This is a genomic window from bacterium, from assembly GCA_023382385.1.
GTDB lineage: Bacteria > Electryoneota > RPQS01 > RPQS01 > RPQS01 > JABWCQ01.
Map to the genome: position 1 here is coordinate 966,299 of JAHDVH010000001.1, position 22,317 is coordinate 988,615.

General features: G+C 52.5%; 15 protein-coding genes. 11 read left to right on the forward strand and 4 right to left on the reverse strand.

All coding sequences use genetic code 11. From position 1 onward, the window contains the following. Positions 1–104 precede the first annotated feature (104 nt). The 10 genes from KJZ99_04310 to KJZ99_04355 all read left to right on the forward strand — a co-directional run bounded on the left by KJZ99_04310 (position 105) and on the right by KJZ99_04355 (position 14,021). A complete protein-coding gene (locus tag KJZ99_04310; GenBank protein MCL4305112.1) occupies positions 105–1,343 on the forward strand; it encodes a lipopolysaccharide biosynthesis protein in 1,239 nt (412 codons plus the stop codon). Positions 1,344–1,821: 478 nt separating this feature from the next. After that, positions 1,822–5,397, forward strand: coding sequence for a right-handed parallel beta-helix repeat-containing protein (locus KJZ99_04315; protein ID MCL4305113.1), 3,576 nt, complete (start codon positions 1,822–1,824; stop codon positions 5,395–5,397). A gap of 342 nt (positions 5,398–5,739) precedes the next feature. After that, positions 5,740–8,178: a cation-translocating P-type ATPase gene (locus KJZ99_04320; GenBank protein MCL4305114.1), complete on the forward strand. Its 2,439-nt coding sequence runs from the start codon at positions 5,740–5,742 to the stop codon at positions 8,176–8,178. Further along, on the forward strand, positions 8,175–8,342 hold the full coding sequence (gene ccoS / locus KJZ99_04325) for a cbb3-type cytochrome oxidase assembly protein CcoS (GenBank protein MCL4305115.1): 168 nt from the start codon (positions 8,175–8,177) through the stop codon (positions 8,340–8,342). Before KJZ99_04320 ends, ccoS begins: the two co-directional genes overlap by 4 nt. A 4-nt stretch (positions 8,343–8,346) precedes the next feature. Next, entirely contained in the window at positions 8,347–10,482 is a 2,136-nt protein-coding gene (gene ccoN, locus KJZ99_04330) for a cytochrome-c oxidase, cbb3-type subunit I (protein ID MCL4305116.1), read from the forward strand. Next, a complete protein-coding gene (locus KJZ99_04335; protein ID MCL4305117.1) occupies positions 10,479–10,673 on the forward strand; it encodes a CcoQ/FixQ family Cbb3-type cytochrome c oxidase assembly chaperone in 195 nt (64 codons plus the stop codon). The genes ccoN and KJZ99_04335 overlap by 4 nt, the downstream gene beginning before the upstream one ends. A 6-nt stretch (positions 10,674–10,679) precedes the next feature. Further along, positions 10,680–11,342, forward strand: a complete 663-nt coding sequence (locus KJZ99_04340) for a c-type cytochrome (protein ID MCL4305118.1) — start codon at positions 10,680–10,682, stop codon at positions 11,340–11,342. A gap of 37 nt (positions 11,343–11,379) precedes the next feature. Further along, positions 11,380–12,840 carry a cytochrome c oxidase accessory protein CcoG gene (ccoG, locus tag KJZ99_04345; GenBank protein ID MCL4305119.1) on the forward strand — a complete coding sequence of 487 codons (1,461 nt, stop codon included), beginning with the start codon at positions 11,380–11,382 and terminating at the stop codon, positions 12,838–12,840. Further along, entirely contained in the window at positions 12,833–13,336 is a 504-nt protein-coding gene (locus KJZ99_04350; GenBank protein MCL4305120.1) for a FixH family protein, read from the forward strand. The genes ccoG and KJZ99_04350 overlap by 8 nt, the downstream gene beginning before the upstream one ends. A gap of 1 nt (position 13,337) precedes the next feature. Then, positions 13,338–14,021, forward strand: coding sequence for a sulfite exporter TauE/SafE family protein (locus tag KJZ99_04355; GenBank protein ID MCL4305121.1), 684 nt, complete (start codon positions 13,338–13,340; stop codon positions 14,019–14,021). Between the two features lie 59 nt (positions 14,022–14,080). Here the strand turns inward: KJZ99_04355 and KJZ99_04360 are convergent, their stop codons facing one another. The 3 genes from KJZ99_04360 to KJZ99_04370 are packed head-to-tail and all read right to left on the reverse strand — an operon-like array spanning position 14,081 to position 16,535. Next, on the reverse strand, positions 14,081–15,514 hold the full coding sequence (locus tag KJZ99_04360; GenBank protein ID MCL4305122.1) for an MBL fold metallo-hydrolase: 1,434 nt from the start codon (positions 15,512–15,514) through the stop codon (positions 14,081–14,083). A 7-nt stretch (positions 15,515–15,521) separates the two neighbouring features. Further along, positions 15,522–15,971 (reverse strand): YeeE/YedE family protein, encoded by a 450-nt coding sequence (locus KJZ99_04365; GenBank protein ID MCL4305123.1) that lies wholly within the window; start codon positions 15,969–15,971, stop codon positions 15,522–15,524. A 6-nt stretch (positions 15,972–15,977) separates the two neighbouring features. Next, a complete protein-coding gene (locus KJZ99_04370) occupies positions 15,978–16,535 on the reverse strand; it encodes a YeeE/YedE family protein (GenBank protein ID MCL4305124.1) in 558 nt (185 codons plus the stop codon). 183 nt (positions 16,536–16,718) lie between these two features. Here KJZ99_04370 and KJZ99_04375 point away from each other — a divergent pair, with 183 nt between their 5' ends. Continuing rightward, positions 16,719–19,460: a DUF2961 domain-containing protein gene (locus KJZ99_04375; protein MCL4305125.1), complete on the forward strand. Its 2,742-nt coding sequence runs from the start codon at positions 16,719–16,721 to the stop codon at positions 19,458–19,460. A gap of 80 nt (positions 19,461–19,540) precedes the next feature. Here the strand turns inward: KJZ99_04375 and KJZ99_04380 are convergent, their stop codons facing one another. Further along, positions 19,541–22,108, reverse strand: a complete 2,568-nt coding sequence (locus tag KJZ99_04380; protein MCL4305126.1) for a S8 family serine peptidase — start codon at positions 22,106–22,108, stop codon at positions 19,541–19,543. Positions 22,109–22,317 lie beyond the last annotated feature (209 nt).

Consider the following 22,317-nt stretch of genomic DNA (forward strand, 5'->3'; position numbering starts at 1 on the left):
CGGACAGGGGCTTTCGGTTTCCGAAGTGTGCCCGAATGAGCAAGGGGCTTCCATTTTAGGTAGAATGTGCGTAGATTGGACAGTTTCAAGCTGCGAAGGTTTAATTGAAGAAGCTACTGGACCATGCAGGCGGCTTTGGTGCGCTTGGTCGCGCAGGCTGGGCACTCGCCATAAAGGGACTTCCGGCCTTGTACGGGCTGGGAGTCATTTTCGTGCTTTTGCGTGCCCTTCCTGTTGAGGAGTATGGTTCATACGGTGTCGCATGGGCATTCTTGAATGTTGCTGCCATGTGTACGCGCGGCTTGTGGGCACTGACCTTAGTTCAGAAATGGGCTTCCGGTGCGGGCGAGCGCGTTTTGGGCGCCATAGTCGGCCTTTCATTAGGAACAACATTCCTTGGTATCCTGGCAGGCTTGGTAATCATGCCTGCACTGGGACTATCAACGACTGAGACTATGTTAACCTGTGCGGCATTGCTTATTCTGGTGCCGCGGGATCTCGCGATAGCGCTGGGACAAGCCGAGAGTCGCCTGCGCCGTGTGTTTGTCATCGAAGCCTGCTACTTCATGGGCAGTCTGATCGGCTTTGTGGTGCTGGCGAAACAAAGCATGCTGATTCATGCGAGCACCGCGCTGGCTGTCAATACCGGTGCCATCGTTTTGTCATCGCTTGCGGGAGTGTTTCGTTATCCGGTCGTGTTGAAACCAACTTTCAACATGAAAGACTACCGAGAAGCCTCCCGCTACGGCAAGTGGACAGGGGTGATGGCGGTTGGTGATATCTACTTCCAGCAGGGCGACTTGCTGGTGCTGGGTGCCGTGCTCAGCCCCGCGATTCTGGCCCCCTACATTGCTGCCAAGACTTTCCTGAGATTGTTTGCACTGGTTTCTCAAGCCATGAACTTCCTGCTCTACCCGATGGCGGCAAGACTGGCGACGGAAGGAAACTTACCAAAACTTGCAAGCAAGATGCGGATAGCCTTGTCAGGGGTTTGGGCCATCGGGATACCTGCGGTTTTGGTCCTTTGGTGGTATGCTGACACGATCATTCCGGCTTTGCTTGGTCTGAAGTATCTCGATGCGATTCCCTATGTGCTTGCACTCCTGCTTTCGGCATTGCTCGAACCGTTGTTTAGCACGGGAGTGAATGTTTTAGTTGGACTTGGGCAGCCACGCTTCGCAATCCCCTGGATAGTCGTGGTCATGGTTCTCAATGCCGGCGCAAATCTTATACTTGCAAACTTTTACGACTTGTCGGCGGCACCATGGGTCTTGGCAGGCAGCTATCTGGTTCTCGGCATAGCCCTTCAATACCGATTGCGGAAGGTCTTGATTGCAGCCTAAACTGGTCTGGCAGCGAGATTGAAAGCCGGGCGACCCAGCTTTTGCGCTCTTTGTGCCTTTGAATTGATTGATTTCATTGCGCTTATGTGATGAATAATTTTCAATAAAATGAATATAATCAAAAGCTTACGTTTTGCCGGGGGTCATTTCCGTTCTCTGGCGATGCTCCAGATCTTCTCACGAATTAAGAAAGCTTCCAGTCATAACAAAGTAAAGTAATTATAAGAAATCTCTTGACTGTAGTTGTAACTGTACTTAACATTTGATATTCGTGGCCAGATTATACGCGCGTACGAGGATGCAACGGCTGCGTAACGGAAAACGATGAAAAAGCGGAGTTTCTGTGAATTTGAGCGTCCTCCGATGGATGTGCGTTTGGAGTGTGCTTCTATGTGCCTTCACTCCCCCTGCCTCTTGCGAGACGATTGTTCCGGCTGGCAACGTGTCCGGGAATTGGTTGCTTTCAGGAAGCCCGTACGTGATACAAAGCGGGAATGTCACGGTGCCCGAAGGCAGTCGACTGAAGATCGCGGCCGGGGTTCGCGTGGAGTTCCGTGGTCATCACAAGTTCATCGTGAATGGCCATTTGAACGCTGCAGGATTGCCTACTGACTCAGTGATTTTTACCTATACCGGAACCAACCCCGATCTGGGCTGGAAGGGACTCCGGTTGATCGGCGCAGATAGCACGATCTTTCAGTATTGTCGATTCGATCGCGGATTATCTACGAACGGCACCAGCAGCGATAGCGCAGGCGGTGCCGTTTATGTTTCGGGTGCGGGATCAATTGTCACCTTCCGGAACTGCGAGTTTTCCAGGAATTATGCGGGTACAAACGGGGGCGCGTTGTTTGCAGCACCGAACGCGTCTGTGCGCTGTTACGATTGCGTGTTCCGTGGGAATCGCGCGCGCGCAGACGGCGGCGCGGTCTTCTTGAATAATGCCCACGGTTCGCGTTTCGAACGATGCGAATTCGACGGCAACAGTTGTGTTAAAACAGGCGGAGCTGTTCACAATCGCTATGCAAATGCAACTTACATAGACTGTCAATTCACGCAGAACAGTTCGAATGTCAGCGGCGGAGCGCTGGTGGCCAATGGTCCCCCGAGTTTCCGTCGTTGTCGTTTTGAGGGAAATACTTCACTGGGTGCACAGGGTGGTGCAGTATATCTCAACGACAGCACCTCCACAGTGAGTTTTGACTCCTGTCAGTTTCTTTACAACCGCACGCTGTTGCGAGACGCGGGTGCGGTCTACTGTTGGGAGGCGTCACCGCGATTCAGCGACTGTCAGTTCATCGGGAATGAGTCTGCGGATGATGCGGGCGCCATCCACTCATACCGTTCCGGCGCTAATCCATTGTTCGAGAGATGCTTGTTTGAACACAACATTTCTTCTGATGAAGGGGGAGCACTCGTTATCAGCAGGTATAGCAGGGCAACCCTGGTTGATTGCACTATCCGGAACAACATTGCCAGAGGGCGCGGCGGCGGTGGACTGTATTTGCGTCTGCTGGCAGTGCCAACGATAACAAACTGCTTGATTGAAGGAAACTACTGTCCGTTTAGTGGTGGTGGGGTGCACATCCTTTCCGCAGTTCCGACCTTTACAGACTGCGAAATCGTCGATAACCGTAGTGATTCCCTGGGTGGGGGAGTTTATGCAGAAGGAACGGGCTTCACGCTTCAACGCACAATCATCAGTAGAAATCAGGCAAGGCATGGCGGGGGACTGGCTCTTCGACAGTCTTCACCAACCGTATCAGAAACTCGAATTCAAGATAATCAGGCCACGCATTTGGGAGGCGGGATCCATCTCAGCGCGTCATTGGTTCCGATTACCAATGCTCTCATTACGGGCAATCGCGCGGGTGTATCAGGTGGAGGAATTTATGCGGATCAATCCAATCCCCGCCTTGTGCATTGCACGATCGCAACGAATCGCGCGTCCGCCGGTCACACAATATTCTCGAGTGCCACTAACGCTGAGTTTTCGAATTGCGTGCTGACCAGCGTTACCGCGACAGGAATTGGAGAAACGCCTCATGCTGGAGCCGGGATTTCCGGTGTTTCATCCGGCTGGACGATCCGAAACTCACTGATTTATCGTGTAGGCTCACCTAACTTCGAGGGAGAATTGCCCCCTGCAATGGGCACGCTGACGTCCGTGACGGCAAACGGTGATTCGTGCGACGGCTACAGCAACGTGTTCCTGCCGCCTCAATTTGCGCAGACTTCCGACGAACCCTACAGTTTAAGAACAACTCCGATTAGCAGTCCGGCGTTGAATGCGGGCACTCCCAATCTTGCTGGTGTCGACATTCTTGGAATGTCCCGAAGCGGAAGTGCGGCCGGGCTTCCCGACATGGGTTGTTACGAGAATTCCAGCGCAGTATCAGGCAACATCGTGTGGGGAGAGCAACACGGGGAGTTGCATGCGGACACTTATCGAGTTTACGGTGATATCATAGTTCCAGCTGGAGAAGAATTACTACTCCAGTCCGGCGTGCGGCTGAAATTCATGGGACCATTCGCCGTGATCGTGTACGGGACTCTGACGTGCAATGGCAGTGAGAACGATTCCATATTCTTCAGCACTGACACGTTGCAGAATCTCCAATCCTGGAGGGGCATTCGATTTTCCGGAAGCGAGTCTTCACAATCCTGGCTGAAGTACACAGTGATAGAAAATTGCATCGCTGGATCTGCGGACAGCAGCGGCGGCGGCGTTGGCTGTTTTTCCGATGCCTCGCCTCTACTAACAGCTTGCACGATTCGAAACTGTCGCACGAGTAATAGTGGTGGCGGCATTCGAGTTGTTCAAGGTTCTCCTACGCTTGTGTTATGCAGAATTGAGTCGTGTACCGCCGGAACAGGCGGTGGAGGCATTCATGTACTTGGTGCACAACAAGCCACTTTGGACAGCTGCAGAATTGAGCGGTGTAGTGCAACTACCGGCGGAGGGATATCCGCAGAAAGTGGAACAATATCAGTTGGCAACTCTGAGTACTTCGGAAATCAGGCCGTTGATGGAGGGGCAATTTTCCTACGCAATGCGATTGCCAATTTGAATGGTCTGATCATAAACGGAAGCAGTGCAAGCGGGAACGGAGGCGGACTTTACGCGTCAGGATCGACCATCAACGCTTTTCGTCTGACGATGCAAGGGAATAGTGCCATTCAAGGCGGCGGAATCTATGCAACTGACACTGGTGGCTCGATCACCCATTCGACACTTCGGAATAATGTCGGAGCAACGACAGGAGGCGGCACTTGCCTGATTCAATGTACTGTTGGATTCTCACGCACGTTGTTCGCATCCAACTCGTCCGGTCAAGGAGGTGGTGTTTGGGTGAGCCGGGGAGCCCCGGACTTTGAAAGGTGCACGATAGCTTTCAATGATGCGAATCAGGGAGCAGGGTTCAGATTGCAGGACACGCAGTGCAGAATAAACTCAACTCAGATAACGGACAATCAGGACGGTATATATTTTTCGAACAGCGCTTCGGCTCTGGTTGAGTATTGTAACATTTTCAACAATCGCTCGGGTGACTTCAGATACGTGTCCGATAACGAGATTCACGGGCCACCAAACATTGGTAGACGGATTGATCAAAACTCTCTGGGAACGCCGAGTGATGTATACAGCAATATCGTTGCCAATCCACAATTTGTCAATCCGGCTGGAGGGAATTACGCCATATTGGAGTCATCGCCCTGCCTCGACGCGGCAGATCCAAGTTTGGAATGTGATCCGGACTTATCAGTCGCGGATATCGGGGCATTCTACACACCGCATACCTATGTCGAATGGATTCCCAGTCGACTTGCAACAAGTGTGTTGGAGTCAGGGGAACTTCGGCTCATTTGGTTTAGACCGGAGTCCCCGAGGTTGTGCAGCACCGATGGCCTGATGTATCTGATTGAAGAGTGTGGCACTGACGGGAACTGGTCCCTGATTGACGTTGTACAGGATACAAGCTTTGTGTTTCTGCCTCAGGGACCTGCCGATGTTTTGATGCCATTAAGGGTACGATCGTTGATAGCTGAATAACAACCAATGAATGAATTTCTGAAGCCGGGTATCCCCGGCTTTTTTCGTCTCAGGCAAAACTCACAAGCCTCCTGCCTGCATTCGGGAGCGCACATCAGAACAGAATGCCGGGGTTGCATTTCCCGAATAGTTATCCTATGATACCAAAATAAATGCGAGAAGAGACCCGCGCGTGTTCTCAGCATTCAACGGCATAGTTGTCAGACAGTAGCTTGTAATGAAATCAATTATTTAAAATAAGACATTATTTGTCAGATTAAAAATTGAAAGGGCACGAATTTCGTCTGCGAAACCCCTGTCAGGATACTTCAATAGACTGTGCCTCCGAAACGTCCCCATCTCATGCCAACTCCTGAGTTAGTCAAGCAGCAGAAATCAGCTTTGCAGGAAAGTCCAGCGGCTTGCGCGCACTGCGGCTTACCTGTCCCTGCGGCACGGCGGAGACTTGCCAACGTGCACTCATTTTGCTGCGCGGGCTGCGAGTCGGTTTATGCTATCCTGCATGAGTCAAATCTTGACGACTACTATGCACTTCGGGCAGACCTCGGCAACTCGATTACCGGACCGGCAACTGTTTCAGGCAAGGAGTTCAAGTATTTTGACGAAGCAGCATTCTTGGCAAAGTTCGCCGAGCCACGCGCTGAAGGACGGTTATCCATTCGCTTCTATTTGGAAGGCGTTCACTGCGCGGCATGTTCGTGGCTCGTCGAGAAAGTTCTCATGGAGCGTGAGAGGGCTGCTTATGCAAACCTTGACTTGGGTCGTTCGATCGTAGAGATTGTGTTTGATCCGCGGGTCGTTACACTCAGTCAGTTGGGACGCTCGCTCGATCGAATAGGATACACACCACACCCACTCCACGAAGATAGCATCGCTGCGGCACGCAAGAAGGAGGGACGCAGTCTTCTGCTTCGAATGGGTGTTGCCGGCGCAGTCGCTGGCAACATCATGCTGCTTGCCATCGCTCTCTATGCGGGGGATTTCACAGGGATAGATCCGGACCAAGCGAGTTTGTTTCGTTGGGTCAGCTTCGGCCTCTCGCTTCCTGTCGTGATCTACTCTGCAATGCCGTTCTACAAGGGTGCTATCGGCGGATTGCGGGGAGGAATGCTGCATATGGACTTGCCAATAAGTCTGGGAATATTGGCTGCCTTTTCAGTAAGTGTTTTGGCAACTCTGCAGAATCGAGGCGACGTCTACTATGACAGCATGGCGTTGCTAATCTTTTTGCTATTGGTGGGCAGGCTGCTGCTTAGTCGCGCGACGGCACGTGCGGCAGACGCTTCGGAGACATTGATGGAGCAGGCACCTCGGACGGTGCGCAGGGAGGTGGACGGCAGAATTGAAGAAATAGCATTGGCAGCAGCAGACGCCGGCGATTCACTGGTATTCTTGCCGGGCGACGTGGTAACTGTTGACGGCATTGCGCTGCAAAGCGGCTGGGTAACCGAAGCGCATCTGACAGGTGAATCCGCGCCGGTGATGCATTCTGCAGGCGACAGGATCTTTGCCGGTTCACAAGTCGTAACTATGCCGCTAAAGATTCAAGCAACAGCCGTCGGCGCATTTACCAGACTTGCTCAACTAAGTGACATGATGCGTCGTGCCGCAACCGAACGTGCTCCAATTGTCAGACTGCATGACCGGATAGCGGGATATTTTGTTGCTTCGGTGTTATCGCTCGCCGCGATCACTGCTCTAATATGGTGGCAAGCGGATCCGTCTCGTGCCCTTTGGAACGTCGCCGCTCTTCTCGTGGTTACCTGCCCCTGCGCATTGGGGCTTGCGACTCCGGTCGCCCTATCGGTTGCAATGGGTCGAGCAGCTAAGCACGGGATTTTCATCAAGTCTTCAGATGCCTTAGAGCGGGCCGCAAGAGTGCAGCATGCGATTCTTGATAAGACCGGGACACTAACATCCGGCAGGATGGAGTTGCTACAAACAATTTATGCTCCTGATTTGTCGCCGCGCGAACAGGAGCACGTGCTGACGATGACCGCCGCGCTGGAACAGTACTCTGTTCATCCGATCGGCGTAGCCTTGCAACATCTTCGTGCGACCACTCTGCCTGTTGAAGAAGTGCATGTAGAGACTCAAGGCATAAGCGGGTTGGTTGACAAGTTGCGTGTAGCGATCGGATCACGTCGTTGGATTCGGGAGAACGAGATTCCTATGCCAAGCTGGACTGCTGCGGTTGAATCCAATGTTTTCGTAGCTCGCGACGGGTTGGTGGTTGCGGCATTTCAGGTCGCAGATCCAATCAGTCCCGAATCAGATGAAGCAGTCAAAGCTTTGCGGTCACTCGGGATACATGTCGAACTTCTCAGCGGAGACCGACAGGGTGAAGTTGAGCGGGTTGCTCGCGCATTGTCGCTGGAGCATGCCCATGGCGAAGCGACTCCCGAAAACAAACTTACGCGCGTGTCGGAACTTGAGCTTTCAGGTGTGGCCACCGCGATGTTCGGTGACGGCGTGAATGACGCGGCTGCTCTGTCAAGAGCGACTCTTGGTGTTTCGGCTGCCGAAGCCGCAAACGTCGCTAGAAGCGCGGCCGACGTCTTCATTTCACGCAGAGGTCCGAGGGCATTTGCTGAATTAGTTTTGGTATCGCGGAACACACTCTTCACAATCAAACGCAATGTGGTGATCGCGCTTTCTTACAATCTTATCGGTGCGGGGTTGGCGATGGCCGGCTTGGTTTCTCCATTGTTGGCAGCTATTCTGATGCCAATTTCCTCTATCACCGTGCTGACTTTGGCCGTCAGGGGGAGCAAGCTGTGAACATCATTACGTGGTTATTAGGCTTTGCAGTCGTTTTCATTCTGGTTTTTGTCGGTTTCTATCTATGGGCAGTGCGCGGCGGGCAGTTCGACGACTTGGAAACACCTGCACACCGCATTTTGATTGACGAAACGAATTCAACTCAAGATAAAGACGGGAAATAGCCGTATGTCGATGGACACCTTTCGGTACGACTACGATATCGTACGCAAGTTCACCATAGCCACCCTGCTGTGGGGTGTTGTGGGGATGCTTGTGGGTGTTATCGTAGCCGCACAATTGGCCTTCTGGCAACTTAATTTCGACACCTCTTGGCTCACGTTCGGTCGGCTTCGTCCGCTGCACACGAACGCGGTGATTTTTGCTTTCGCGGGGAATGCAATCTTCGCCGGCGTGTACTACTCGACTCAGCGGCTACTGAAGGCGCGCATGTTTAACGACACGCTTTCAAGAATCCACTTCTGGGGCTGGCAACTGATTATCGTTGCGGCGGCTATCACGCTGCCGCTGGGAATCTCAAGTTCCAAAGAGTATGCCGAGCTTGAGTGGCCGATTGACATCGCCGTCGCCGTGGTCTGGGTGATTTTCGGTATTAATTTCTTTGGCACGATCATCCGGCGGCGCGAGCGACACTTGTATGTCGGCATCTGGTTTTACATTGCCACAATCGTGACAATCGCGATGCTGCACATCGTGAATAATCTTGCGATACCTGCGACCATGGTCAAGAGCTATCCCATCTTTGCCGGAGTGCAAGACGCAATGGTCCAGTGGTGGTACGGCCACAACGCAGTGGGATTTCTGTTAACCACTCCGTTTCTCGGGATGATGTATTACTTTATGCCCAAGGCTGCGAATCGACCGGTCTATAGCTACAGACTCTCGATCATTCACTTCTGGGGCCTGGTTTTCATCTACATCTGGGCGGGCCCGCACCATCTGCATTACACCGCTCTTCCCGATTGGGCTCAGACACTCGGCGCAGTATTCAGCATTATGCTTATCGCTCCCTCTTGGGGAGGCATGCTAAACGGATTGTTGACGCTGCGCGGCGCATGGAATAAAGTCCGGCAGGATCCGATTCTCAAGTTCTTCGTTCTTTCCGTGACGTTCTATGGAATGTCGACCTTTGAAGGACCGATGATGTCCATCAAGGCGATTAATTCTCTCACACACTATACAGACTACACGGTCGCACACGTACACGGCGGAGCACTTGGTTGGGTCGGCTTCATGGTCTTCGGCATGTTTTACTACCTCGTTCCGAGGCTGTGGAAAACCGAACTCTACTCCAAGGGACTCGCGACCACGCATTTCTGGATCGCAACGATTGGTATTCTACTCTACATTGTTCCAATTTGGACTGCGGGTATTATGCAGGCACTGATGTGGCGTGCTTTTGACGCGGACGGACTACTTCAGTATCCAAACTTCGTGGAGACGACTCAACGGATTCTGCCATTCTATCATACACGTCTTTTGGGTGGATTATTCTATCTTACAGGCATCATCCTAATGTGCTACAATGTTTGGAGGACGGTAAGATCCGCTCAAGTCTCGGAGGATGAAGAGGCAACCGCGCCATCACTTGCAAGTCTGAAACCGGCAAGCTACGCAGGGAAGGCAAATTGGCACCATGTTCTGGAAGGATCGCCGTTTGCCTTTACAATGCTGGTCTTAGTCATGATCACGGTCGGCGGAATTGTGGAGATTGTGCCGTTGATCATGCCCAAGAGTTATGTGCCGATACACGCCAGTGCAGCAGTACCATACACGCCATTAGAGCTTGAAGGACGGGATCTGTATGTCCGTGAAGGATGTTACAACTGCCATTCACAAATGATCCGCCCGCTGCGAGACGAAGTCCTAAGATACGGGGAGTATTCAAAGCCAGGCGAGTTCGAATACGATCATCCATTTCAGTGGGGATCGAGGAGGATCGGCCCGGACCTCGCGCGGGTAGGTGCAAAGTATCCCGATCATTGGCACTATTTGCATATGATGGATCCACGATCGACATCGCCGGGTTCAATCATGCCACAGTATACCTGGCTTGCTGAGAACAAGCTGAATACGACAGATATTCAAGCAAAACTGAGGGCCATGCAATTGCTGAATGTCCCGTACTCTGACCTCGACGTTGAGAATGCGCCGGAAGCGATGCGCTCGCAGGCGGCACAGATTGCCGCTCGCCTTGCGGCAGAGGGCATCCCCGATATGGAAGATAAAGAGATGGTCGCTATCATTGCGTACTTGCAACGAATGGGCAAGCAGCCGCTGCAACTTTTGGCGGGCACACCATGATACGTGACGTGATGGAGCATGCCGGACAAACGACGTGGCCGATAATCGCACTTCTGATTATGCTGGCGGCATTCACGGCGATATTGCTTTGGACGTTTTCCGGCAAGAAGAATCGATTCGAGCACGACAGCCGTTTGCCGCTGGACGACGACGACCACGAAGTAACTCACAACAACTCTGCAAGAGGATAGGCTCTCATGAGCGAAAGACATAACGAGCAACATCGCGAGGAACTGCTGCCAGGAGACTTTATACCTGAACAGGAGTTGCTTGAGCACGACTTTGACGGTATTCAGGAGGCAGACAATCCGCTGCCGAAATGGTGGGTGAATCTGTTTCTGGTTTCGATAGTCTTCGCAGTTGTTTATACGCCTATCGTTCACATGTTCGATTTGCTTCCGAAAGACTACTTGCGACGGGATCTCGCAAGAGCAGCGATGCGGGCTGAGCAACGTGAAGCGGAGTTAATCGCCTCCGGTGCGTATGATTCAGACCCCATAGGGGCAGGGAAAAAGTATTTTGGAACATTCTGCGTTACGTGTCACGGGAGCTACGGTGAGGGCGGAATCGGACCAAACTTAACGGACAATTACTGGATTCACGGTCCGAACGAGAATCAGATTGCCGCTGTCATTGTAAACGGCGTGGCTGCGAAGGGAATGCCTCAGTGGGGACCAATTTTAGGAGAGCGTAAGATCAAGATGATTACGGCGTACGTTATGACACTGTGGGAAACCAAGCCGCCTACTCCCGGCAAAAAGCCGGAGGGTGAGCCATTTGATATGGCATCCATTCGTGCTCCAAAGGAGGCTCCATCGGAGTCGCAGTCAGCAACTTCAGACACGACGACAAAGATATAAGTCAGAGGGATTGGTTTGGAGAGCGGAAAGGCGAATCTTGAGTAATCTGAAGGAACGGCCCGTCGTAAGTCGTGACACGATCCCAACGACGAGCGCGACGATTGGCAAGCACGGGAAGAGAAACTGGGTTTTTCACGATCAAGCGAAGGGACGTTGGTCGGGAAGACGGAACATCGTGATGGCGATTCTGGTCGTCTTTTATCTGGCGGCCCCGTGGTTCACGATTAACGGCAATCCTTTCATGTTATTCGATCTCGTCAGCCGTCGATTCTCGTTCTTCGGCAAGACATTTTTGGCGACTGATTTGTATCTGCTTGCGTTGCTGCTTGTCCTGAGCGTGCTCGCATTGTTTTGGTTTTCCGCAATGTTTGGGAGACTATGGTGCGGGTGGGCATGTCCACAGACGGTCTATCTGGAGAGCTTTTTTTACCGCATTGAACGCTGGATAGAAGGCAATCCCAGGGCACGTCGCGCACTGCACGATGGTCCGCGCGACGACGCATATTGGACAAAAAAGATCAGCAAGCATGCGATATTCTGGCTTGTGTCTACGGGGATGAGTTTAAGCTTCACTGCCTACTTCATAGGGCCGGAGGCATCCTACGAGATGTTCTGGACCTTCGGGGCGGCGCATCCCGCAGCGATGGTCGTCGCTGTTTCCTTAACCGCTCTGACGTATTTCAACTTCGCTTGGTTTCGCGAGCAGTTTTGCCACTTCGTTTGTCCTTATGCTCGAATTCAATCTGTGTTTCTGGATGAGCACAGCTTGATTATCGGATACGACACTCACCGCGGCGAACCGCGCGGCCACATTCGACCCAATGATCCGACTCCGAAGGGTGACTGCATTGCTTGTAATCGCTGTGTTCAGGTTTGCCCTGCGGGCATAGACATACGCGACGGCCTGCAACTCGAGTGTATACAATGCACGGCCTGTATTGACGCATGCGACACTGTAATGACCAAAGTCGGCAGGCCAACAGGACTGATACGCTATGATTCTCTTGCCGGAATGGAGCACAAGTCTCGAAAACTCCTTCGTCCGCGCACGTTGCTTTACCTCGGTGTATCGGCGATCGTGCTCACACTCTTTCTGGCTCGCCTATCTTCCCGCGAGATCGTCGACTTCGCCGTTGTGCGCGCACCCGGGGCACCGTATTTGGTTCAGGAGGACGGGCTCGTGAGAAACATGCTTCAACTTCATATGACAAATACAGATGTGAGGACGCGTTCAGTGTCTGTGACGCTTGAAGGAGCTGAACATGCGGAGCTTCTCGTTCCGGGTTCGCCGTTTGAAATTTCGCCGGGCGAACGTGTCAAGGCGGAAGCGTTTGTCATGCTTCCGCGCAAATCTATAAGAAGCTCGTCAACACCTATTCAGTTCAAACTTATGGACGGATCAGAGGTTATCAATCGAGCTTCGGCGAAATTCCTTGGCCCGGTCTACCGAGATCATGATGACGATGACGATAACAAAAAGGGGGATCACGATGACTGAAGTCCAACAGAAGGATAGGCAGAAGTTTCTCGACCAGAACCTGTGGCCTATGATCATTATTGCGATTCTCGTCTCTACGGTCGCCGCAAACATGGCCGTTTTGACAATCGCCACACAGAATCCGCCTGAGCTCATGGTAGAGAATTACTATGAGAAAGGTGCGAACCTGAAACAGGTCTTGAATGAGAAGCAGGCTACCGCACGGACCGGCTGGAAAGTCACTGCAAATGTTCCTCTCGAAGATCGGCAATTAGTGGTGTTGACGGTGGTTGATGCCGCAGGCCTGCCGTGCGACTCAATCGCGGGCACTTGCGGATTGTACCGCCCTTCAGACAAGAGTCTGGACCGCCCGATGAACAGGTTGCTTGCGATGGGTAATGGCCAGTATGCATTGAGAACTGAAGTACCTCTGCCGCGCGGAGCGTGGGAATGTGTTGCAGAACTGTCGCAGGGTGAGAAGTGGTACCGCGACAGAATTCCTTTGTTTGTGGATTAGTATGAACTCTTTGTCTGCTGAAGTTGTTCCGGCGTTTCTTGTGGGCTTACTGAGTTCGGCTCATTGTATCGGGATGTGCGGCCCACTGGCGACTCTGGGGTGCCGTTCTAAGTTAACGGGCGGAGCGTGGGCGCCACTCGGCTTTTCATTCGGAAAGCTGATTTCGTATTCACTACTTGGATATCTTGCAGCTCTCTTGGGATCCATGTTGCTTGACGCGGCCGGACTTCAACACGTAACTGCTTGGGTTTCCATCGGTGGAGGCGTGTTGATGCTGCTGGCTTTAGCACTTGCATACCTCCTCCCCACGTCCGGAGGATTTCTTTCGAAATTCTCGATAGCAGTTTCGAAAAGGGCGCTACGTTGGGGGAAGTTGATGTCTCCTGGATTAGGTTTTGCGGCGGCGTTTTTGCCCTGCGGCGTGCTGTACGCGATGGTCGCGCGATCGGCGGCAGTAGAATCGCCGTGGTCCGGCATGTTCATCATGCAAGCATTTGGCTTTGGAACGATGCCTGCATTGTTAGGCATTGGAGTTGTTCTGCAGAAGCTACCTGCTCGCTGGAGCAAATACGGGAATGTCGCCGCAAGTGCATTATTGGCAATCACTGCCTTCGTACTGTTGTGGCGAGGAGTCGCTGGATTGGCTGTGGACCACGGTCCTCCGCCCTGTTGCACAGGACATTAGTTGAACGAGAGAGGGTCAAGCATCGCTTGACCCTCTTTACTACTGAATGCATATCTGACTCACTCAACAACTGCATCCTGAATGAGATACGGCGCGGCGGCTTCAATGTCCTGGTTGACTGCCGTCACACGAAAGCCTAATCTCAATAGCAAGGACGCAACCGAAGCTGAGCGGGAACCAGTGGAACAGTAGACAGCAATTTGTACTGATTTCGGCAATTCGTTCACGCGACTCATGATTCGCGTATGCGGAATGCAAACCGCATTAGGAAAGTGACCTTCATCAAACTCGGCTTCCCCGCGCACATCGAGAACGAAGAAACTGCTATTCCTGTCTTGCAGTTCCTCGAAGCTGATGACCTCCATAGTAGCCGCACATTGCTGTGTCAGGATCCAGTCTGCAAAGTCGCTCCTGGAAACGTAACCAGACAAGTTATCCAGACCAATGCGCCAGAGCAATCGTGCGGCAGTCTCTGCTTGCGAAGAGTCGCAAATTACGACAATCTTCCGATCTGAAGGAATCAGCGAACCCGCGTACGTCGGGAAGCTTCTGCTAAGCGGAATCCAAAGACAACCAGGAAAGTGCATAGATAAGTATTCAGTCCGCGGAGTGCGCGTGTCAATGACCACCGTCTTGTCATCACTGACAAGCGACGCAACATGCTCGGGTTTCAGCTTTGGCACATGGATTTGGGCTGGAAGCAGAGGAGGTCCGAGCTTGTTCCATTGCTTCATTTGTGCGAAATAGAGAGGTGGTTCCGGCTGTCCGTGCAAGATCTCTCGAACAAAGCGCTCTTCCCCGCTTCGTACCGCGCGAATAGCAGGATTGAAACGCAATTCGTATCCAACAGTTGTATCAGGAATCGCACCAAGCGACTTTCCGCATGCCGAGCCTGCTCCGTGGCCTGGCCAGACTTGAAGAAATTCGGGAAGATTAAGGAATCTCGTTAAAGAGTGGTAAAGAGCGCGGGCAGAGGGTTCCTTCGCACCTGCCTGGCCTGCAGCAGACTCCAATAAGTCAGGTCTGCCCACATCACCGACAAATACAAAATCTCCGCTGATCATGCCTATCGGGCTATCGGCACCCCCGCCTCGGTCGGTGACCATGAAACACAAGTGTTCCGGCGTGTGACCGGGAGTATGAACGGCCTGAATATCAATCTTGCCGACAGAGAAAGTATCCCCGTGCCTCAACAATTTCGTTTGGGAAGGAGGCTTCGCCTTCCATTGATACGCCCAATCCTGGCCTCCTTCGCTTGAGAGGTACACCGTTACGGGAAAGCGATGCGCGAATTCGCGGGCACCCGATACAAAATCAGCATGGATATGAGTTTCAGCGATTGCGACAATCCGCAGATTGTTGCTTTCGGCGATCTCTACATAGCGGTCGATGTCTCGCTCGGGATCAACCAAGAGAGCTTCGCCGGTCGCCTGACAGCCGATCAGGTAGGCATACTGTGCGAGAAATGGGTCTTCTATTTGTCGGAAGTACATGAATGTTTTAATGCGGCAATCTCGGCTTCAGATAGCCATACGTCCAGGCACCGAGAAAGGCAAAGCAAAGCGGGACGATCATTACGGTTAAGCCTGTCCCAATAAGTGTATACAGTGGCCCAGGGCAAGCCCCTGTAAACGCCCATCCGATGCCGAAACAGGTTCCACCCAGCAGGTAGTTTCGCCAAGTCGTAGTGTCTTTCGGTGCAAGCACCGCGGGTTCGCCGTTGATTGTCTTAAGACCAAGACTACGGATGATTTTCAGGCTGATGGCCGCGGTAATGACACCGGAAAAGAGCAATCCGTACATATGAAAGGAGTGAAAGCGGAACATTTCCTGAATGCGAAACCACGAGATTGCCTCGGACTTTGAGATAACTATCCCGAAATAGATTCCAAGCACCAGGAAGATTAGCTTATCTCTCAGCGATAGAGTAGACGAGTTATTCTTGCTCATATTTTTCTAGAAGATCAGTGGGAAGAGTAGGTGCGTCGCCAACAAGCCTCCAGCAAAGAAGCCGCAGACCGCTACGAGCGAAGGCCACTGTAAGTTTGCCATTCCGGTGATTCCGTGACCGGAAGTACACCCATTTGCCCAACGAGTTCCAAAACCTATCAGGAAACCCCCAACGGTCATGAGCAAGAGAGACGGCCATGACAAGAGGCTCGACCAACTAAAGAGCGAAGCCGGGGCGAGCCCTTGAATATCAGAAATCCCAAGGTGGGCCAAGTCATTGACAGTCTGACCGGATATCGCAACGGAACTCTCTGCTCTGAAGAGCTGGCCACCGATCCACCCGCCAACAACCAAGCCTCCCGCAAAGATCAGCAGCCATAAGCCGTCCTTCCTCCAGTCATATCTCAGATACTCGATATCACGAGGATACACGGCAGCACACACATGACGAAGACTACTTGAGACACCGAAGGCCCTTCCACCAAGCAGAAGCAAGAGAGGCGTTGTCAGGCCAATAAGTGGCCCACTTACGTACCACGGCCACGGTGAAAAGAGGAGTTCCATGTAGACTTCTCTGTAAGCTATTGAAAAATTTGAACTGTCTGGTTCGGTAATCCCGTAATACTAAGCATTTCCGCCGAGAGTTACAACGTATCAGAGTAGAAAAGGTTGCGTCAGGGAATTGCGGACTCAGGTTCAACGGTGCTATTTTGGAAAGGATCGGCTCATTAAGGATTGGCGAGGTTTATGAAGAGACTACTGCAATTACTCATTTTGATTCCATTATCGGCAGCACTGGGTCAGGTCTACTGGGACCATATGCTGCATCCTGAACGACTATCCTACCCGCTTGAGGCTGAGCTTGTGCATTTCTCCAGTTGGGCAAGAAATGATGGGAATAGCGACTTGGGCTGGTATTATGGCAATGATCCGAATGGCTGGCGGATTCTCTGTGATATCGAAGGGCCGGGAGTCATCACAGACATGTGGTGGACGAAGGACGGCGCTACGGATGCTTGGCGCTGGCGACTGTATATTGACAACATGTCAACAGCCTTGATTGACACACCCATTACCTATCCATTTGGCGACATGGAGCCATTTTCTCCGCCAATCGCCGACAGCTCGTCAGGAGGATATTATAGTTACGTTCCGATTCCGTTTCAAAGTAGAGCAAGGATCACGTATAACAACGCAGGTTCTATCTACTTTCATGTGAGCGTATTGAAGTATCCTCAAGGCACACCGATCAGCTCTTTCACGATGCCACCGAGTCCCGCCTACATGGTGAAGCTTGACTCGCTTCGACAGCGCCTTGAATCTCCCAGTATACCGGTATTCACTCCGTTTCAGACACGCGTCGATTGTACATCGGTCTTGGCACCCGGAACAAAGATTTCATTCGCTACAGAACCTTTTACCGGTCGTACGCGACGGTTGTTGCTGCGAATGCAAAACCGTACTCAGCAGGTTTTTGAGAACGTATGGATTAGGGTTTACACGGATGGATACCCGCTACCGGATATTGAAGGTCCACTATCCGTCGCCATGGGCACTCCCTTGGGTTGGCGGCCGTATCAATCAGTAGTTACCGGATCAGTGGGTGATACCCTTTACTTCAACCTGCCCATTGTGGCGGATCGCGGAATCCGCATAGAATTGGAGAATCGAACGTCTCAGTTACAACCTTTCGCTGCGGCCATCGAGACCATCGCCGAAGATGTCGGGCCATTCCGACTGAACGGGCTGTATCGCGAGGGGAATCCGACACGGCTTTGGGAGAACTTCAAACTTGCTGAATTCTCCGGTGCGGGAAATTTCGTGGGAACTGTGATGGACATGCAGCAAACAGATCCCCATGTATTTGAAGGAGATGAGGTGTTCTTCATTGATGGAGAGTCTATCCCTTCCTGGCACGGCACCGGAACCGAGGATTATTTCAAAGGCGGGCGATATTGGACTCCAGTTTATGACCAAGAAGAGCTGCATGGCTGCATCGCCTACCTGGGGGACACAGCTGCTGCCTACCGATGGCACAATAACGACGTCATCCCGTTTAATACAAGCCTACGATACGAGACAGAAGTAGGCCGATTCAATAACTTCCAGGGCCATTACCGAACGATGTCGTTTGCGTATGTGGAGCGTCCTGAATGGGAGATACTCGATGCGAGCGGCGACGGCGCTACTCACGGCGGCGAGCGCTTGCGAGTCGTCGGAGCGCAGCGTGATCCTAATGTTGCGGTATTCGGAGTATTTATGGGCGGCGCGTTCCTCGAACTTGCAGAAGGCTCTGTCCTCCACGTGAACTCGGACTCGGTATTTGACGCGACGTTTGTTGTGCCGGATACGCTGCAAGCCGGGAACTATGAGGTGCAGTTTTGGGCAGATGACGGTTTCCAAACCATAACTCCTGAATGGCACCACCTAGGTGGACCAACTCTCTGGTTCCGGCCCGTGCGTACTGATATCGACAACACCGTTTACGCAGGGGACACCTTGGATATCGAGTTGCACGGGCTTCAGCCGGGAGAAACAGCGAGCATCGCCATCGCCGGATGGCCATCCCCATGGTTAGGATCAACCCCGTCTGCAAATAACGTTGGTAAGCTTGCAGGGCAAGTGCGAGTTCAACATGGATTGTACGAAGGAGAGTATCAAGTTACAGCGACCCCGATCACCAGCCTACCGGCAGTTTGTGATAGCCTGCTTCACTATCGTTACTGGTTTAGAGTCGAGGCGGAGACGATCTACAAAGTAAGTGCTGCCGGCACTCGACTGAAGGAAGAGTGGTGTCGAGACTGGATTAGGGCGGACAATCAGGATCCGTGGGGACGATTTGCGGTTCACCAGTTGATTGGAGCAAATTCAAGCAGCTACGTAACATTCAGGTTCTACGCGCCGGCAGCCGGTACGTTTCGCGCAGCTTACTTCTTTGGAAAGACATCCAACGCACCGTACGTTTCGATGGAGATAAATGGCCAGCCAAGTCTGCCAGCAACTGACATGTTCGCACCGACTCTCTACAGCAGTTGGATTCGCAGTGACACACTTTGGGGAGGAGTTCACGCCCTGAATGAAGGATACAACACTGTTACCATGCGAACGGTTGGAATCAATCCAAGTTCGGGCGGCTGGCGCGCGAACCTCGATCAGATTCTGTTTGTCGCTGATGCGCCACAACCAAAACCGCAGACAGTTGAGGAACTGACTATTCAGCGACTGGATACAACGATCGAGCTGTCATGGCGACCGGTCATCGAAGATGTGGATGGAGCTCCTCTCGTGGTCGAAGCCTATGACGTCTTTCGCTCGCTTCCAGGAGATTCACTATGGTATTGGCAGGCAGAAGTGTCGGGAACCGAGACCTCTTGGCAGTTTCCTATTTCGCACGGAGATCAGTACGAATTCACAGTCACAGCGCGACGCGACGCAGGTGCTCCGCTGACCACGATTCCAAAACGGAAACTGCGAGTCAAGGCAGACTAAGTTGTTCATCTATCGGTTTACTTCTAACAAAAGAGCCTCCGCATTAGCGGAGGCTCTTTACTAACTACATTGCGCAGGAGTTATCTGGCGCTCATTCCTACGGGTCTTGAAGGAACCGAAATGGCTGCTCCATTTGTGGCAACGACCACGTAGTAAGTCTGATCCGCAACAGGGAATGGTATTCTGAGGGAATTACTTGCCGTAGAGCCCTCAAGCGTGCCGAACGGGCCGTTGTAATTTAGCGAGCTCCAAAGTTGGAATATCGGCGCCGTGCCAAGCCAATTGAATTCAAGCTCATTCGTTTCAGAATCATAGAGGACCGTTAGGTCTGTTGGAGCAGTAAGTGATGCGTTACTGTACCCCGTTCCCACAACGTCATCAATATACCACCCTTCTCGAGCCACGCCGGCGTCTGAACCGAATCGGAAACGAACTTGTACGTTATCACCTTCATACGCAGATAAATCGATCGTGTATGCAGTCCACGAAGCGACTGTTCCGCTGAGACAAGGCACGCCGGGCACCGGACCGCTGTAAGGATTTCCCCCTCCCGCGCTATGGCGGAAAGTTCGGTCGTAGTTCGGCGAGACGCTCACCTGAGTCCACGGGCCGGCATTCACGGAAATCTCCACAAAGCCGCCGTCATATGCAGAATCTGCAAATGCACCGGAGACTTCCGCTTCAATCTGCGATACAAATGTCAGCGTTGCAAAACTCGGCAAATTCGTCATTACAGGGGACGTCAGACGTGCATCACATAGATTTGAATACGTGCCTGCGCCTGCATCTCCGCACTTATACGATTGCGTTCCAGAACTTGCCCGCTCGGTTGAAACGTGCCAGTTGTCCACCCAGCCTGCCGCCGCGTCATGCGTCCAACCTGGTGCACCTGCTTCGAAATTCTCATTGATGAAAGAGATTGCCTGCAGTGCATTCAATTGAACATTTACGTATACGGTATCTCCAACCACAACCGCCACGTCGTTTACCGTAACCGGAGCAAACCCAAGCTTCCAGAATTCGAGATCATACGTTCCACTCGACAGCGGAAGATAGTACTGGCCGTTCACGTCGGTTAACGTTTGATTTGGCCCAGAGGTGATCTTCACACGTGCGCCCTGAATCGGATTGACGCCGTCTGTAACCACGCCTGCAATTCTGCCGAGATTGGAGACCGCAATGACAGCCTCGTAGGCCTGAATGACTCCGTGCCCGTACGTGTTATCCTGCCCTGCCGGGCCTTGATCGAGCGCCGTCTGCATGATGGCACTCTTGATCGTGATGTGATCGCAATTCGGGCAGGCTTCGCGCATGAGCGCAACGACACCGGCGACGTGCGGGCCGGCCATCGAAGTGCCCGAATAGCTGCTGCTATAGCCACCGCCGGGAACGGAAGAGTACACATTCACACCGGGTGCGGAAATCTCCGGTTTGATATTGTCCGGAATCGCAGGGGTACAAGGTGTCGGTCCCAAGCTTGAGAAACTGGCAATCGGGTACGGTGGCAATCCGTCTTGCGCGTCAACTGCTCCAACAGAGAAGATCTGGTATGCGCTCATTGAGTGAATGGCAGGCGTTCGAAGACCTGACGACGCTTCATTCCCCGCAGACCATGTCACGACCGGACCTGCGGCTTCACAGTTTAGAATAAACGTATTCCAACGTGTATCGCATTGAGTATAGCCAGAGAATCCTGAATTGACTCCCCAGGAATTCTGGATCACGTCGGGGAGATCTTCAGTCGTATTGATATCTCCATCCGGATTTGCGAACCACTGGTAGTCGGCGATGATGTCATTGTCAAATGCCGACCCGGTACCTTGATTTATCGAGTTAGTTGCAATCCAGCGTGCATTCGGTGCGCTGCCGACTGTGTTGGTATCGTTTCCAGAAATAGCACGTCCCGTAATCGTCCCCATCACATGCGTGCCATGGCCATTGCCATCGGACGGAAAGTTAGGCGCTGAACCCAATGCATCACGCCAGCACTGTGCGACAGGAGCAAAGTTTCCCCGCCAGCGGGATGCCAATGCCGGATGGTTGCCATCGACACCCGTGTCGCAATTGGCAACGAGTACTCCCTGTCCGGTAATACCGAGTTCCCTGTTCACGCGGGTTGCACCAATCGCGTTCTGCCCGGAGGTCGTGGATTCGGTATCAAGTGGATTTCGCGGAGGCCGAACGCTATCATTCTCCGGAGTGCGAATCGGTTCGATGAGTTCCGGAGTGAAGTTGGTCGTGACATATTCCACATCACCGCGTTCACGTAGGGACTCAATGTAACTCTTGTTCGCGTAAACAACAAAGAGGTTATCAATCCAGTACGAAGTGTAGCCTTTGACCGTCCCTTTGCCGAGCTCAACGTCTAACTCGGCCTGGAACGCAGGTTGGTTCTGAGCGGCGTTGTAGAGAAGCGATTCTATGACTTCACGATTGCGGTCAGCGAGGCTTGCACGCCGTTCATGCAAAGTGAAATCGAGAGTTCGAATATCAATCGCATTAGGCAAGAAGACAAGTGCGCTGATAAAATCTTGTTCCTTGGCTTGCGCCAATTCATCATCAATAGCCTGCGAGAATTCGGCGGCGTAGAGTGTCGAAAATACGGCTACGCCCACGAGTGTACACAGAAGTCGAGACCAGAGGTTCATGATGCATCCCTGTAATTACACAAAAGCGGACTCACTCTTAAGTGAGAAGAATAGATAAATTTACACTCATTTTTGGGCGAAAACAAGTGCCTTCTACGTGAACATAAATTCAACGATTGTTTGTTGGACGGTTCTCTCGCTATACTTTCCTCAAGACAGCGGGCCTCCCGGAAGGGAGGCCCGCTGCAAGGGTAACGAACCGGTCAGAA

Coding starts and splice junctions, on each gene's coding strand:
- KJZ99_04320 (MCL4305114.1), top strand. CDS start 5,740: ATGCCAACTCCTGAGTTAGTCAAGCAGCAGAAATCAGCTTTGCAGGAA.
- ccoN (MCL4305116.1), top strand. CDS start 8,347: ATGTCGATGGACACCTTTCGGTACGACTACGATATCGTACGCAAGTTC.
- KJZ99_04335 (MCL4305117.1), top strand. CDS start 10,479: ATGATACGTGACGTGATGGAGCATGCCGGACAAACGACGTGGCCGATA.
- KJZ99_04340 (MCL4305118.1), top strand. CDS start 10,680: ATGAGCGAAAGACATAACGAGCAACATCGCGAGGAACTGCTGCCAGGA.
- KJZ99_04350 (MCL4305120.1), top strand. CDS start 12,833: ATGACTGAAGTCCAACAGAAGGATAGGCAGAAGTTTCTCGACCAGAAC.
- KJZ99_04355 (MCL4305121.1), top strand. CDS start 13,338: ATGAACTCTTTGTCTGCTGAAGTTGTTCCGGCGTTTCTTGTGGGCTTA.
- KJZ99_04360 (MCL4305122.1), bottom strand. CDS start 15,514: ATGTACTTCCGACAAATAGAAGACCCATTTCTCGCACAGTATGCCTAC.
- KJZ99_04365 (MCL4305123.1), bottom strand. CDS start 15,971: ATGAGCAAGAATAACTCGTCTACTCTATCGCTGAGAGATAAGCTAATC.
- KJZ99_04370 (MCL4305124.1), bottom strand. CDS start 16,535: ATGGAACTCCTCTTTTCACCGTGGCCGTGGTACGTAAGTGGGCCACTT.
- KJZ99_04375 (MCL4305125.1), top strand. CDS start 16,719: ATGAAGAGACTACTGCAATTACTCATTTTGATTCCATTATCGGCAGCA.
- KJZ99_04380 (MCL4305126.1), bottom strand. CDS start 22,108: ATGAACCTCTGGTCTCGACTTCTGTGTACACTCGTGGGCGTAGCCGTA.